This is a genomic window from Mycolicibacterium frederiksbergense, assembly GCF_012223425.1.
GTDB lineage: Bacteria > Actinomycetota > Actinomycetes > Mycobacteriales > Mycobacteriaceae > Mycobacterium > Mycobacterium frederiksbergense.
On record NZ_CP038799.1, the window covers coordinates 1,118,823 to 1,131,968 of the forward strand.

Below are 13,146 nucleotides of genomic sequence, written 5' to 3' on the forward strand. Positions count from 1 at the left end.
TGTGGAGTGTTTGTCGGAGTCATTCCGACGGAGACTCCTCAAACCGCTGCGCTATTCGCCGTGGACGTTCAGCCCGTGGGCCGCGGCGTAGGCCAGCGCCTGCTCGATGTTGATGCGCGCGCCCCGTACTTTGGCCGTCGTCCAGAAGGTCGGGTCGGTCCGCGCGCCACGCAGATCGGCCTCGTCGAACTTGGCGTCCTGCACCCGCGCGCCGCTCAGGTCCGCGCGCTGCAGCACCGCCTTGCGCAGGTCCGCGCCGACCAGGTTCGCCTCACGCAACCGGCAGTCCGACAGGTCGACGGTGCGTAGGTCACACCCACCGAGCACGCTGAGCGACAGGTCGACCTCGACAAACCGAAGCGGCCGCAGCCGGGTCTCGGTGAACACCGACCCCAGCAGGCTGCACTGCCGGAACGTGCTGTGCAGCAGCGCGGCCCGGCGGAAGGTGCAGTTGCGGAAGGCCGACCCGAGATGCACGGACTCGGTCAGGTCGACACCGCTGAAATCGCATTCGTCGAACACCACCCGCTCGGTGCGCAGCCGGCTCAGGTCGTCATCGCGGAAGTCGTGTCCGGTGAACTCACGGTCCACCCAGACCTGGTCTTCGCTCACACCGCGGCCAGGGCGTACTCGGCGATCGCGATCAGCGCTGCGCGTGCGGAATTCCGGTCGCGGGCATCGACGGTGACGATCGGGATGTCCTCGCGCAGCGCCAGCGCCTGCCGCACGGCGGTCTCCGGATGTCGTGGCGCCCCGTCGAACTCGTTGATCGCGATGAGGAACGGGAGTTTGCGGGCCTCGAAGAAGTCGATGGCGGCGAAACTGTCCTGCAGGCGCCGGATGTCGACGAGGATGACGGCGCCGATCGCGCCGCGGATCAGGTCGTCCCACATGAACCAGAAGCGGCGCTGACCGGGAGTGCCGAACAGGTAGAGCACCAGATCCTCGGCCAGGGTGATGCGTCCGAAGTCCATCGCCACCGTGGTGGTGTTCTTGTGCGGGGTGGCGTCGAGCCCGTCGACACCGGCCGATGCGGTGGTCACCAGCGCCTCGGTGCGCAGCGGCATGATTTCCGAGACCGCGCCGACGAATGTGGTCTTGCCGGAGCCGAACCCGCCGGAGATGACGATCTTCGTCGCCCCTGGCCGCTCGGAGTGCCCAGCTGTCTCAGACTGCCCAGCCGACGCCGAAGGCGTCTCAAAGTGCCCGAAGGCCACGCAGAGTCCTCCCGATCAGTTCACGACGTTCGTCGGCGGAGGCCGTATCGACCAGTGTCGTGTGTACCCGAAGATACCCCTCGGAAACGAGGTCACCGATCAGCACACGCGCCACACCGAGCGGTAAGGACAAACGCGCCGCGATCTCCGCGACCGACGGACTGCCCCTTCCGAGGACCAGGATGCGTGCCCGCACATCGCCACCCGGCCACCCGGCTGCCGGTGCGGTGTCCAGCGTCCTGATCGGTGCCTCCAGCGGCAGCTGCACGGCGGAATCGGTGCGTCCGGCGGTCAGCCGGTAGGGCCGCACCATGCTCGGCACATCCGCAGGGTCGGCGGATTCCCAGGCATCTGGCGGCGGCTCCATCGCAGCCTCAGGTGCGTTGGCGGCTACGCCGTGCGGACTGGACGACGTTGCCCACCTGCTCCACCAGAATGGCCATCTCATAGCCGATCTGGCCGATATCGCAGGACCGGGTCGCCAGGGTGGCGAGGTTGGATCCGTCACCCACGCGCATCAACAACAGATAGCCGTTCTCCATCTCGACAATGGACTGCATGACGTGGCCACCCTCGAAGAGCTGCGCCGCTCCCGTCGACAGACTGGCCAGTCCCGAGGCGACCGCGGCAAGCTGATCGGCGCGTTCGGTCGGCATGTGCTCACTGGCGGCCATCAGCAGGCCATCGGCGGAGACCAGCACGGCGTGCGAGACTCCGGAAACCTCGCGGGCGAACTTGGCGACCAGCCAGTCGAGTGTTTCGCGAGTGTCACTCATGGGATCCTCCGGTGTCGCGGGTGTGCGACCGACCGGCATGCACCCCACCGAAGTGGCTGCTGAGGCTGGCTCGTACCGCGGCGGGATCCGGCCGCGGGCCGGGGTCGGCAGGCTCCGATGGTACCGGGGCGACGTCATCACCTGCCCCTGGCACGAGTCGTTCCCCGGGCCGGCGGACCGGCAGGCCCTCGGCGGTGTGTTCGGTGACCGGTGCATCCTCGGCAGAGGCCGCCGCCGACCAGCCGTGATCCCACACCGATTTCCAGTCCAGGTCGGTGCTGGCGCCCAGATCGGTCGGATCGACCAGCCACTCCGACAACATCTTCTGATAGATGGCGTCATCGGAGGATTCCGAGCCCGCCGGCTCGGCTTGTCGCTGGGGACGCGCGGCGAAATACGCCGAGGTGTCCGCCGGCGCGGGGGTCCGGATCGGCAACTCTGGTGGCGTCTGCACCGGTGTCGGCTCGGTGGGCCAATGCTCCGCTTCCGCCTCGGCCGGCTCCATACGGAACCCGCTGGCACCCGGATTGCGTTGCGGCAAGCCGGATACCGGGGCCTGCTCGCGGGACTCGGCGACCGGCTCCAGATAGGAGGGTTCGGGCTGTACCGGCACGAACTGCTGCACCTCGGCCACCGGGGCCGGCTGGAAACCGGTGAAGACCGGCGTCGGCAGCACGCCGGCGAGCAGCTCCTCGGGCACGTACACCCCGGCCGTGGTGCCCGAATGCGCTTCTCCGGCAACGGTACTGCGCAACCGAACCACCAGTCCGTGCTGGCCGGCCAGTCGGCCGACGACGAACAGGCCCATGTGCCGTGCCGTGTACGGGGTGACTTCGCCACCGGACTGCAGACGGGTGTTGGCCACCCGCAGATCGGGTTCGGCCATGCCCAGGCCCGAGTCGGCGACCTCGATGACGAGTGCACCGTTCCCGGTGCGCACCGCCGACACCCGCACCTGCGCCTCCGGCGGCGAATAGCGCAGCGCATTGTCCATCAGCTCGGCAAGCACGTGCACCAGGTCGGCGGCCACCGTGCCGCTGATATCGCAGTCGGCGACGACATCGGTGACGACCCGGGTGTATTCCTCGACCTCGGAGGCCGCGGCGTTGACCACCGCGGAGACCGGTACCGGCTCAGCGTGCTCGCGGGTGACCTTGGTTCCGGCGAGCACCAGCAGGTTGGCGCCGTTGCGGCGCATCCGGGCGGCCAGGTGGTCCAGCCGGAACAGACTGTCCAGGCGTTGCGGGTCTTCCTCATCGCGTTCGAGCTGGTCGATGAGCGTCAGCTGCTGATCCACCAACGATCGGCTGCGCCGCGACAGGGTCTCGAACATATCGCTGACCTGCATCTGCAACCGGGCCTGCTCGCCGGCCAGCAGGACGGCCTGCTCGTGCAGTTCGTCGACCGCGTGCGCGACCTGCCCGACCTCCTCGGTGGTGTGCACCGGGATCGGGCGGATCGGGCCGGGGTCTCCCCCGGTGCGTACCTGTTCGAGTTCGCGGACGAGTTCGGTGTGGGCGACCTTGAGCGCACTGTCCCGCAGCCGGCGCAGCGGCCGGACCAGTGACCGCGCGACCAGCGCCACGATCAGCAGGGCGATCAGGATCACCGCGAGCACGATCACTGCGTCTCGGATGGCGGTGCTGCGTTGCGCGTCGGCCTGCGCACCCACGGTCGTGGTCACCGACGTCGTGGCCTCGGAGATGACGGCGTCGGCGATGTCGTTGGTGGCGGCGATGGACTGGCTGAGCTCCGGATTGTTCACCAGAACCGCCGTCGGGTTGGCCATGATCGCCATCCGGCGGATGAACTGCTCTTGCAGTTCCTTGGCCTCGTCCGAGCCGACGCCGAGAATCTGGCTCATGCCGAACAGCGTGGACGGTTCGGTACCGGCGACGGTGTTCATCGAGGTGCGCAGTTCGGGTTCGGGCACTTCGCCACCGAGGTTGACCAGCAGCTGCTGCATCATCATCTGCCCGCGGGCACCGACCGCCCGGGACAGCCCGAGCGTCTCGCTGCGGATCTGTGCGTCATCGACGCGCACCGATCCGTTGATGGCGTCCTCTGCGGTCAGCAGGATGGGTGCGTAGGTGGTGACCCTGTCGCGCAGGCCGATCGAGTTGGAGCCCACCTTGTTCACCAGGTCCTGGCCGCCCTGGAGAATCGCGGTGACGCCGCTGTCCACGTCGGGCAGCACGTCGGTTTCGTCGAGTTGGCGTTGCAGTGCCTGGCGGGCGGTGTCGAACTCGCTCAACGCGGCCTGGGCATCGCCGCCGGCGCTGCCGGCCAGGACGGCGGTATCGAGCGCGGCCATGTACTCGACGACGGCGGGCACCATGTCGGCGCGGTCGGCCGCCAGCCGCAGATCGGCGGCGTCGGTGAAACCGGAGTAGATGCGCAGCCCACCGAATGTCGCGGCCAGAGCCAGCGGAACCAGCACGATGGCAAACACTTTCCAGCCGACGGGCCAGTTGCCCAACGCCCAGCGCGACGGCCTTTTCACGGCTTGCGCTGCCGCACTGTCGAATTCGTCGCGCACAGACGTATCCGGCGGCGCGGCATGGGCCGTCATCGGAATCCGCACAACGTTGGTGTTCATATACTTCCTGCTTTTGCCCACCATCGGGGCCGGCGTGGCACGCCTGGCAATTTGTCGAGTATGGCAGTCACCGACAGTGGTTTCCATACCTCGATATCGAACGGACACAGTTCGTGACCGTTACGTTGCGCAGTCGTGGTGATGCGGGCAAACAGGTCTGACGTGCGCGTCACTTCGCCGGCGTGGAATGTCTACGCGGGCCGCAGGATCGCGACCAGGAAGTCGGAGCCCTCGGTGAACGGCCGCACATCCCAGGTGGACAACAGCAGGTCGGGCACCAGCCCGGCGTGGGCCGCGTCGTCGAGAAACTCGGTGTGCTCGTACTCGCGTCCGGCACCGAACCCGATCACCGCGCGGCCACCGGTGCCGAGATGGGCCCGCAGCCTGCTCAGCACCTGGGTGCGGGTGCTCGGCGCGAGGAAGGTCATCACATTGCCCGCCGACACGATGAGGTCGAACGGCTCGGCGACTCCGCGGGCGGGCAGGTCCAATTCGGCGAGGTCACCGACCAGCCAGCGCGGGCCCGGGTGGTCCTGTTCGGCGGCGGCGATGAGCGCCGGGTCGACGTCGACGCCGACGACGTCGTGTCCGGCGGCGGCCAGATAACCGCCCACCCGGCCCGGACCGCAGCCCGCGTCGAGAATGCGGGCACCGCGTTCGGCCATCGCGTCGACGAAGCGAGCCTCGCCCGCCAGATCTTTGCCCGCGCGCTCCATCGCCCGGAAGCGATCGATGTACCACTGCGAATGGCCCGGGTCGGCCGCGACTTTCTGCATCCAGATGCTCTGTTCGACCATGAGCCCATTATCCCGGGGCAAGATGACCGGGTGTTCAAGGTGCTGTTCTTCTCCCCACGCATCGCGCCCAATACCGGCAACGCGATCCGGATGGTGGCCGCGACCGGGTGCGAGCTGCACCTCGTCGAACCGCTCGGCTTCGACCTGTCCGAACCCAAGCTGCGCCGGGCCGGCCTGGATTACCACGACCTGGCATCGGTGACGGTGCACCAGGACCTGCCCGCGGCCTGGGACGCGATCGGGCCGACGCGGGTGTACGCGTTCACTGCGCACGCCGACACGTCGTTTGCCGACGTCTCCTACCAGCCCGGCGACGTGCTGATGTTCGGCCCGGAACCGACCGGCCTGGACGAGCACACGCTGGCCGACCCGCACATCACCGCGCAGGTGCGGATCCCCATGCTGGCCGGCCGTCGGTCGCTGAATCTGTCCAACGCCGCGGCCGTTGCCGCCTATGAGGCGTGGCGCCAGCAGGGGTTCACCGGCGCGGTGTGAGCGGCAGGTCTACCAGGTGTCCCAGTGCGCGAAGTTCTCGGCGGGCAACCGTCCGGCCTTCTTGAAATCGGTGCCCTTGGTGTAGGCGATCGGGAACAGCCCGCCCTGGGCGTACTGATCGAACGGGATGCCGAGCACCTCGGCGGCCTGCTTTTCACCGTCACCGAGGAGGAGCAGCGTCGTCCACGCCGAGCCCAGCCCGCGGGACCGCAGCGCCAGCATGAAACTCCACACCGCAGGCAGCAGTGAGCCCCAGTAGGACGCGCTCATCCCGGCCGGTGCGCCGTCGGGGCGGCCCTCCAGGCACGGGATCAGCAGCACCGGGGCCTTCTCGAAGTTCTCGTTGAGGTACTTCGCGGAATCGGTGACCCGGACGATCTGCTCGTCGCGAATGTCGCCGCGCTCTGGCTTGGGCAGATCGAGATACGGATTGGCGTTCGTCCGGTAGATATCGGCCAGCGCCTTCTTCTTGGCCGGATCCTCGACGAAAACCCATTGCCAGCCTTGAGCATTGGAGCCGGTGGGAGCCTGCAGCGCCAGGTCGAGACATTCCAGGAGCACTTCGCGCGGCACCGGTTTGTCGAAATCGAGCCGCTTGCGCACCGAACGCGTGGTGGTCAGAACTTCATCCGCGGTCAGGTTGAGTGTCATACCGCGAGACTACATTCGCGAACATGACTGCAGACCTGACACCGGAAATCATCGAGCGTCTGAGATCCGACGACTACGGATGGCTGACCACCGTCGCGAAGTGCGGGCAACCGGTGCCCAAACTGGTGTGGTTCTTCTTCGACGGCACCGACATCGTGGTGTACACCGAGCCCGGCGCGGCCAAGGTGCGCCATATCCGCAACCATCCACCCGTGAGCCTGAACCTGGACTCCGACGGCAACGGTGGCGGAATCATCGTGATCGGAGGTCCGGCGCGGGTGGACGCCGAGGGTGTCGATCTGCGCACGGACACGCCGTACTGGGCGAAGTACCAGGCGGCCTCCGATCAGTTCGGGCTGACCGACTCGATGGGCAACTTCAGCACCCGGCTGCGGATCACCATCGAGAAGGTGTGGACGACGCCCACCGAGTGAGCCTCACTGGAAGTCCCGCGACCGCGAGCGCACCTTCAGATCGATGGGGCTCATCCTGTCCGCGGCCACCGTCACCGCACCGGTGGCGTTCTGCACGATGCCCCGGATGACCAGCGCCGACGCCGTCTGCGCCAGCTTGCGATGACGCGCCCACACCCCGCGGGAGCACATCACGTTCACCATGCCCGTCTCGTCTTCGAGGTTCATGAACGTCACGCCCTGGGCTGTCGCGGGCCGCTGGCGGTGCGTCACCGCGCCCGCCACCAGCACGCGGGTGCCGTCGGGTACCGACAGCAGCTGATCGGCAGGCACGATCCCCATCTCGTCGAGCGTCTCGCGCAGGAACTGGGTGGGATAGCTGTCCGGGGACACCCCGGTGGCCCACACGTCGGCGGCGGCCAGTTCCAGCGCGCTCATCCCGGGCAGCGGCGGGATATGCGAGGACGACCCCACCCCCGGCAACCGGTCCGGCCGTTCGGCGGCGGCCGCCCCCGCCGCCCACAACCCTTCTCGGCGGGTGATCCCGAAACACCCGAGCGCACCCGCGGTGGCCAGCGCCTCGGTCTGCGAGACCGAAAGCTGCACTCTGGCCGTCAGATCCAGCAACGACGTGAACGGGCCATTGGCCGTGCGCTCGTCGACGATCCGTTGTGCCAGCTCATCGCCGATGTGACGGACGCTGCCCATCCCCATCCGCACATCCAGGCCGCGGTTCTCACAGGTGGCGTGCGCCAGCCCGACGTTGACGTCCGGACCGTGTACCAGCACGCCGTGCCGGCGCGCATCGGCGACCAGCGACTGCGGTGAATAGAAGCCCATCGGCTGGGCCCGCAGCAGCGCCGCGCAGAACACCGCCGGGTGGTGCAGCTTGAACCAGGACGAGTAGAACACCAGCGATGCGAAGCTCAGCGAATGGCTCTCCGGGAAACCGAAATTGGCGAACGCCTCCAGCTTCTCGTAGATCCGCTCGGCCACCGCCCCGGTGATGCCGTGGCGTTCCCGCATTCCGTCGTAGAACCGGTCGCGGAGCCGCCGCATCTTCTCGGTGGACCGTTTCGAGCCCATCGCCCGGCGCAGCTGGTCGGCCTCGGCCGGGCTGAAACCGGCGCAGTCCACCGCCAGCTGCATCAGCTGCTCCTGGAACAACGGCACACCGAGGGTCTTGCGCAGCGCCGGCTCCATCGACGGGTGGTCGTAGACGACCTTCTCTTCGCCGTTGCGCCGCTTGATATATGGGTGCACCGATCCGCCCTGGATAGGTCCGGGACGGATCAACGCGACCTCGACCACCAGGTCGTAGAACATCCGCGGCTTGAGCCGGGGCAGGGTCGCCATCTGCGCGCGGGATTCGACCTGGAACACCCCGACCGAGTCGGCACGTTGCAGCATCTCGTAGACGCCCGCTTCGGACAGGTCCAGCCGGGACAGATCCACCTCGAGGCCCTTGTGTTCGCGCGCCAGGTCGATGGCATAGTGCAGGGCCGACAGCATGCCGAGACCGAGTAGATCGAACTTGACCAAACCGATTGCCGCACAGTCATCTTTGTCCCATTGCAGCACACTGCGGTTCTCCATGCGGGCCCATTCCACCGGGCAGACATCGGCGATCGGGCGATCACAGATCACCATGCCCCCGGAGTGGATACCCATGTGCCGGGGCAGGTTGGAGATCTGGGTGGCCAGGTCGACCACCTGTTCTGGGATGTCCTCGACATCGGGTGAGTCGGCCAGACCGTTCCACCGGCTGATCTGCTTGCTCCAGGCGTCCTGCTGCCCCTGCGAGAAGCCCAGCGCGCGGGCCATGTCCCGGACCGCGCTGCGCCCCCGGTAGGTGATGACGTTGGCGACCTGGGCAGCGTAGTCCCGGCCGTACTTGTCATAGACGTACTGGATGACGTTCTCGCGCAAGTCCGATTCGATATCGATGTCGATATCGGGTGGGCCGTCCCGCGCCGGTGACAGGAACCGCTCGAACAGCAACTCGTTGGCGATCGGATCGACGTTGGTGACCTTGAGCGCGTAGCAGACCGCCGAATTGGCCGCCGAGCCACGGCCCTGGCACAGGATGTCGCGCTCCCGGCAGAACCGGGTGATGTCGTGCACCACCAGGAAGTAGCCCGGGAAGTCCAGCTTGTCGATGATGGCCAGTTCATGTTCGATCTGCGCGTACGCCTTGGGCGCCCGGTCCGGTGGGCCGTAGCGATCCCGGGCGCCGTCGCGCACCAGTTTGCGTAACCAGCTGGATTCGGTGTGCCCGTCCGGCACGTCGAACGGCGGGAGTTGCGGGGCGATCAGCGCCAGCCCGAACGCACACTGCTCACCCAGGTCTGCTGCCGCCGTGACGATTTCGGCACCGAACAGCCGGGCCATCTCCTCCCCCGACCGTAGATGCGCTCCGCCCAGCGGCGCCAGGTACCCGGCCGCGTCGTCCATCGAATTGCGGGCCCGGATGGCCGCCATCGCCATGGCCAGCCGACCCCGCGACGGCGCCGCGAAATGGGCGCCGGTGGTGGCGACCACGTTCAGGCCGAACCGTGGCGCCAGCGCGGCCAGAGCGGCATTACGTTCGTCATCGAGCGGGTGTCCGTGATGGGTGAGTTCGATGCTGACCCGGCCGGCGCCGAACCTGTCCACCAGATCGGCCAGCGCCCGCTCGGCGGCCTCCGGTCCGCCATCTGTAAGTGCCTGTTGGACATGTCCTTTCCGGCAGCCGGTGAGGATGTGCCAATGCCCGCCGGCGGCCTCGGTCAGCGTGTCGAAGTCATACCGTGGCTTACCCTTCTCGCCACCGGCCAGGTGTGCCGCCGAGATCTGGCGCGACAGCCGCCGGTAGCCCTCCGGGCCGCGGGCCAGCACCAGCAGATGCGGTCCGGGTGGGTCGGGCTGTTCGGTGCGCGGCACATTTCCCAGCGACAGTTCGGCACCGAACACGGTGGACATGTCGAGTTCGCGGGCGGCTTCGGCGAATCGCACCACTCCGTAGAGACCGTCGTGATCGGTCAGCGCGATGGCCCGTAGGTCCAGCCGGGCCGCCTCCTCCACCAGTTCCTCCGGGGTGCTGGCACCGTCGAGGAAGCTGTAGGCCGAGTGCGCGTGCAGTTCGGCATAGGGCACCGACGAGCCGGAACGTTGCACCCCCTCGGCCTGGTAAGCGCCGCGCTTGCGGGACCAGGCGGGACTGTCCCCGCCGTCGCCGGGCGGCTCCAGCGGCAGGCCGGACCGGCGTGGCTTACCGCGCGGTCTGCTGTTGAGCACCCGCTCCATCTCGGTCCAGCTCGGCGGCCCGTTGTGCCAACCCATCGAGTCAGTGTATCGAACACGTGTTCGATATGTCCAATGTGGAATCGGACCGGGGTGTCATGTCTCAAGACATCGGTGACAGTTCTGCATCAGGACATCGGTGACACTTCGAGGGTTCTTGGTGGTGACACTTCTGCGCCGAGGCTGCGGGGGTGGCTGTTAATGAACCTATCGATCCTCGTGTCCGGTTGGCGATCTCACAGTGGCCTGATGACGCGCCGCGTGGGGCGGTCTCGACGTTCTGCGCCGAGCACGGCATCTCCCGAAAGTCGTTCTACGCGTTACGTCAGCGCGCGAAGACCGATGGGCAGGCCGAGGTGCTCGAACCCAAGTCTCGGCGGCCGAAGTCGAGTCCGTCGAAGTTAACTGAGGAGGTTAGGCAGCAGGCCGTGGCCGTGCGTGCCGCTCTGGAGGGCTCCGGCCGCGACCACGGACCGATCAGCGTGTACGACAAAATGCACGCGATGGGCCTGCCGCAGGTCCCTTCCATCGCAGCGTTGGCACGGATCTTCCGTGAGGCCGGTGTGGCTCGTCTTGAGCCCAAGAAGAAGCCCCGCTCGGCATGGCGACGGTTCGTCTACCCGGCCCCGAACGCGTGCTGGCAAGTCGACGCCACCCAGTACGTGCTCACCGGTAGCCGCACGTGTGTGATCTTCCAACTCATCGACGACCACTCCCGCTACGCGGTGGCCTCCCATGTGGCGTGGACAGAGACCGCCGAAGCGGCCATCGCAGTGTTTGACAAGGGCGTGGCAGCCTGTGGTGTTCCCCAACGGTTATTGTCGGACAACGGAATTGCGCTCAACCCCTCGCGGCGTGGCTACCTCGGCCGACTCGTCAAACACCTATCGCGACTAGGGGTTCAGGCGATCACCGGCAAGCCCGACAAGCCCACCACCCAGGGCAAGAACGAACGCTTCCATCAGACCTTGTTCCGCTACCTCGACAAGCAGCCGCTTGCCAGCACGCTGGCCGAGTTGCAGGCCCAGGTCGACGCGTTCGACGACATCTACAACACCGAACGTCCCCACCAAGGGCTGCCAGGACGCGTCACACCGCGCACGGCCTGGGAGGCAATCCCCAAAGCTGAACCACCGCGCCCCAGGCCCGACGCGCCGGTTCTTCCAGCGGTCACCACACCGCGCAGGTCTGCGCCCACCGACCTCCCCGCCGGCACCACCGTCGCAACCCTGACCAGCGCCGGCGCATTCGTCCTCGCCGGAGTTCGCTATCAAGTCGACGGTGGGCGCGGTTTCGAACAGGTCTTGGTGGTCATCGACGGCGAGAAGATCACCGTGGCTGACCTGGACGGCGAAGTCCTCATCGAACACACCCGACCCGCACCGGGGGTGAAGTACGTCGGCAACGGACGCCCCCGCGGTCCACGCCCCAAGAACGAGAAACCGTCACCGATGTCCTGAGACATCAACTGTCACCGATGTCCTGATGCAGAACTGTCACCGATGTCCTGAGACATCACAGGAATCGGACCGGGGTCAGCCGAGTACGGGCCGGAAAGTCCGTCCGGTTACTTGTCGGAACCCTCTTCTAGAATCGTGGTATGCCGCCGCCGACAACACCTTTCGCCGCACACACACCTCGGGTGTCGCGGTTGGAGGTGTTGTTCGAGGAGATGGCGGAGTTGACCGGGAAGCGCAATGCGATCGACGGCCGGTTGGTGGAGATCGTCGCCGAGATCGACGGCAGAGGCACCGATGACGGGAACTCGTTGTGGGGTGCCACCGGATGCCGGTCTATCGAGGCATTAGTGGCATGGAAGACGGGGGTCAGCCCGCGCCGGGCCGAGACCATGGTCGCCGTCGCCCATCGCATCGACGAACTTCCCCGCTGCACCCAAGGCTTGCAGGAAGGGCGGGTCTCACTCGATCAGATCGGGGTCATCGCCGAACAGGGTGGCCAGGGCTGCGACGAGCACTACGCGGAATTGGTGAAGGTCGCCACCGTCGTCCAGCTGCGGACCGCGGTCAAGCAGGAACCCCGCCCCGAACCGGAACCCAAGCCCGAACCCAAGCGCACGATCACCAAGGTCGAAGGTGAAGAGTCCACGACGTGGCGGATCACCCTGCCGAAGGTGGAGGCCGCGAAGTTCGAGGCCGGCCTGCAGTCCCACCGCGACAAGCTGGTCGCGGATTGGAAACGCGATCACGACAAGGCCGACAGTATCGACCCCGAGGACGGCTGGGCCCGCGACGGCGACGCCGAAACCACGGTTCCTGCGCAGGCGCCCCCGTTCCCGGACGGGGTGGACGCGTTCATAAGCCTCGTCGAGGCCGGTTGGGACACCGACGCGCAGCGGCGCCCGCACGGCCAGCACACCACCGTCGTCATGCACCTCGATATCGAGAAACGGGTCGCGGCCCTGCATCTGGGACCAGCGCTGTCCGACGAGGACCGCCGGTATCTGCTCTGCGATGCCACCTGCGAGGTGTGGTTCGAACGCAGTGGCCGCCCGATCGGGGTGGGCCGGGCCACCCGCACCATCAACCGCCGGCTCCGCCGCGCCCTGGAGCACCGCGACCAGACCTGTGTCGTTCCGGGTTGCGGCGCCACCCGTGGCTTGCACGCCCATCACCTGGTGCACTGGGAAAACGGCGGCCCCACCGAACTGTCCAACCTGGTCCTGCTCTGCCCTTTCCACCACCGCCTGCACCACAAAGGCGTCATCACCCTGACCGGGCCCGCCGACAAACTGAAAGTCACCGACGAAGACGGCGAAATACTCACCGACGCGTCACTGGCCCGCCCACCCACCACACCCCCACCGGATGTACCACCATGCCCCGGACCAAAAGGGGAACGCGCGCAATGGTGGTGGTACACGCCCTACGAACCACCGCCGCCAAAACCCAACTAGCG

12 protein-coding genes are annotated in these 13,146 nt (G+C 67.2%); 4 read left to right on the top strand and 8 right to left on the bottom strand.

The annotated features are described in order from the left end of the window. Positions 1-51 precede the first annotated feature (51 nt). The 6 genes from EXE63_RS08345 to EXE63_RS08370 all read right to left on the bottom strand — a co-directional run bounded on the left by EXE63_RS08345 (position 52) and on the right by EXE63_RS08370 (position 5,389). A complete protein-coding gene (locus EXE63_RS08345) occupies positions 52-612 on the bottom strand; it encodes a pentapeptide repeat-containing protein (protein ID WP_168141556.1) in 561 nt (186 codons plus the stop codon). Beyond that, positions 609-1,217: a GTP-binding protein gene (locus tag EXE63_RS08350; protein ID WP_168141557.1), complete on the bottom strand. Its 609-nt coding sequence runs from the start codon at positions 1,215-1,217 to the stop codon at positions 609-611. The genes EXE63_RS08345 and EXE63_RS08350 overlap by 4 nt, the downstream gene beginning before the upstream one ends. Further along, entirely contained in the window at positions 1,198-1,584 is a 387-nt protein-coding gene (locus EXE63_RS08355) for a DUF742 domain-containing protein (protein ID WP_168141558.1), read from the bottom strand. The genes EXE63_RS08350 and EXE63_RS08355 overlap by 20 nt, the downstream gene beginning before the upstream one ends. Positions 1,585-1,591: 7 nt before the next feature. Beyond that, positions 1,592-1,993 (bottom strand): roadblock/LC7 domain-containing protein, encoded by a 402-nt coding sequence (locus EXE63_RS08360; protein WP_168141559.1) that lies wholly within the window; start codon positions 1,991-1,993, stop codon positions 1,592-1,594. Then, positions 1,986-4,565: an ATP-binding protein gene (locus EXE63_RS08365; RefSeq protein ID WP_168145470.1), complete on the bottom strand. Its 2,580-nt coding sequence runs from the start codon at positions 4,563-4,565 to the stop codon at positions 1,986-1,988. The genes EXE63_RS08360 and EXE63_RS08365 overlap by 8 nt, the downstream gene beginning before the upstream one ends. Positions 4,566-4,783: 218 nt before the next feature. Next, positions 4,784-5,389: a class I SAM-dependent methyltransferase gene (locus tag EXE63_RS08370; protein WP_168141560.1), complete on the bottom strand. Its 606-nt coding sequence runs from the start codon at positions 5,387-5,389 to the stop codon at positions 4,784-4,786. 30 nt (positions 5,390-5,419) lie between these two features. Here EXE63_RS08370 and EXE63_RS08375 point away from each other — a divergent pair, with 30 nt between their 5' ends. Beyond that, entirely contained in the window at positions 5,420-5,884 is a 465-nt protein-coding gene (locus EXE63_RS08375; RefSeq protein ID WP_168141561.1) for a tRNA (cytidine(34)-2'-O)-methyltransferase, read from the top strand. A gap of 9 nt (positions 5,885-5,893) precedes the next feature. Here EXE63_RS08375 and EXE63_RS08380 read toward each other — a convergent pair whose 3' ends face one another. Continuing rightward, the gene (locus tag EXE63_RS08380) at positions 5,894-6,535 is read right to left on the bottom strand and encodes a nitroreductase family protein (RefSeq protein ID WP_168141562.1); all 642 of its coding nucleotides are present in this window, start codon (positions 6,533-6,535) and stop codon (positions 5,894-5,896) included. A gap of 23 nt (positions 6,536-6,558) precedes the next feature. On the opposite strand from EXE63_RS08380, the gene EXE63_RS08385 reads away from it, so the two are divergent. Beyond that, entirely contained in the window at positions 6,559-6,969 is a 411-nt protein-coding gene (locus EXE63_RS08385; RefSeq protein WP_168141563.1) for a TIGR03667 family PPOX class F420-dependent oxidoreductase, read from the top strand. 3 nt (positions 6,970-6,972) lie between these two features. Here the strand turns inward: EXE63_RS08385 and EXE63_RS08390 are convergent, their stop codons facing one another. Continuing rightward, positions 6,973-10,269 carry an error-prone DNA polymerase gene (locus EXE63_RS08390; protein WP_168141564.1) on the bottom strand — a complete coding sequence of 1,099 codons (3,297 nt, stop codon included), beginning with the start codon at positions 10,267-10,269 and terminating at the stop codon, positions 6,973-6,975. Positions 10,270-10,421: 152 nt separating this feature from the next. Between EXE63_RS08390 and EXE63_RS08395 the strand changes: the two genes are divergently transcribed. Both EXE63_RS08395 and EXE63_RS08400 read left to right on the top strand, forming a co-directional pair. Further along, positions 10,422-11,690, top strand: a complete 1,269-nt coding sequence (locus tag EXE63_RS08395; RefSeq protein ID WP_168141565.1) for an integrase core domain-containing protein — start codon at positions 10,422-10,424, stop codon at positions 11,688-11,690. A gap of 140 nt (positions 11,691-11,830) precedes the next feature. After that, a complete protein-coding gene (locus EXE63_RS08400; RefSeq protein WP_168141566.1) occupies positions 11,831-13,144 on the top strand; it encodes an HNH endonuclease signature motif containing protein in 1,314 nt (437 codons plus the stop codon). Positions 13,145-13,146 lie beyond the last annotated feature (2 nt).

Bases quoted from the DNA above. Each gene is read 5' to 3' on its own strand.
- EXE63_RS08355 (WP_168141558.1), bottom strand. From the start codon at position 1,584: ATGGAGCCGCCGCCAGATGCCTGGGAATCCGCCGACCCTGCGGATGTG.
- EXE63_RS08360 (WP_168141559.1), bottom strand. From the start codon at position 1,993: ATGAGTGACACTCGCGAAACACTCGACTGGCTGGTCGCCAAGTTCGCC.
- EXE63_RS08365 (WP_168145470.1), bottom strand. From the start codon at position 4,565: ATGACGGCCCATGCCGCGCCGCCGGATACGTCTGTGCGCGACGAATTC.
- EXE63_RS08370 (WP_168141560.1), bottom strand. From the start codon at position 5,389: ATGGTCGAACAGAGCATCTGGATGCAGAAAGTCGCGGCCGACCCGGGC.
- EXE63_RS08380 (WP_168141562.1), bottom strand. From the start codon at position 6,535: ATGACACTCAACCTGACCGCGGATGAAGTTCTGACCACCACGCGTTCG.
- EXE63_RS08385 (WP_168141563.1), top strand. From the start codon at position 6,559: ATGACTGCAGACCTGACACCGGAAATCATCGAGCGTCTGAGATCCGAC.
- EXE63_RS08390 (WP_168141564.1), bottom strand. From the start codon at position 10,269: ATGGGTTGGCACAACGGGCCGCCGAGCTGGACCGAGATGGAGCGGGTG.
- EXE63_RS08400 (WP_168141566.1), top strand. From the start codon at position 11,831: ATGCCGCCGCCGACAACACCTTTCGCCGCACACACACCTCGGGTGTCG.